The 536-nt window shown below is 47.2% G+C and carries 1 protein-coding gene; it reads right to left on the reverse strand.

Translation table 11 applies throughout. The features are described from left to right. Positions 1–536: YeiH family protein (locus R7Q11_RS28915; protein ID WP_225467313.1), on the reverse strand; the 536-nt coding region annotated here is incomplete at both ends.

Raw genomic sequence — 536 nt, forward strand, 5'->3', positions numbered from 1 at the left:
AAGTCACACCAAACAACAGCGGTTTAGGACCCGAAGATTTCAGTTTCGAAATCGAAATACTACATCCTATCAAGAATAAGCACACCACCAGAGCTTGCTTCGCAATGGTAAAAATACCGTGATACACCACCTCAAATTGTGGAAAGAAATCACTAAAGGCGATGGCCGCGCAATACCAGAAAATGAAGTAAGGAATCACTAACTTTTTCGAACCGTTCTCTTTGTTCCCACGTGAGAAAATCACGGCGCTAATCAAAGCAACAGGAATGATCCACAAGGCTCGCGCCAGTTTGAGCGTGGTTGCAGTTGTCAGTGCCTCTTCACCGTAGGCAGAGGCAGCGCCAACAACAGACGAAGTATCATGAATCGCAATTGCCGCCCACGTCCCAAAGGTGTGTTGGTCTAGGTTTAACGCATGACCAATGACGGGGAAGATGAACAACGCTAGAGAGTTGAGTACAAAAACGGTAGCGAGTGCCAAACCTATTTGTTCATCTTTGGCTCTGATTGCTGGTGCGACCGCAGCAATTGCGCTG

Source organism: Vibrio sp. 970 (genome assembly GCF_033339075.1).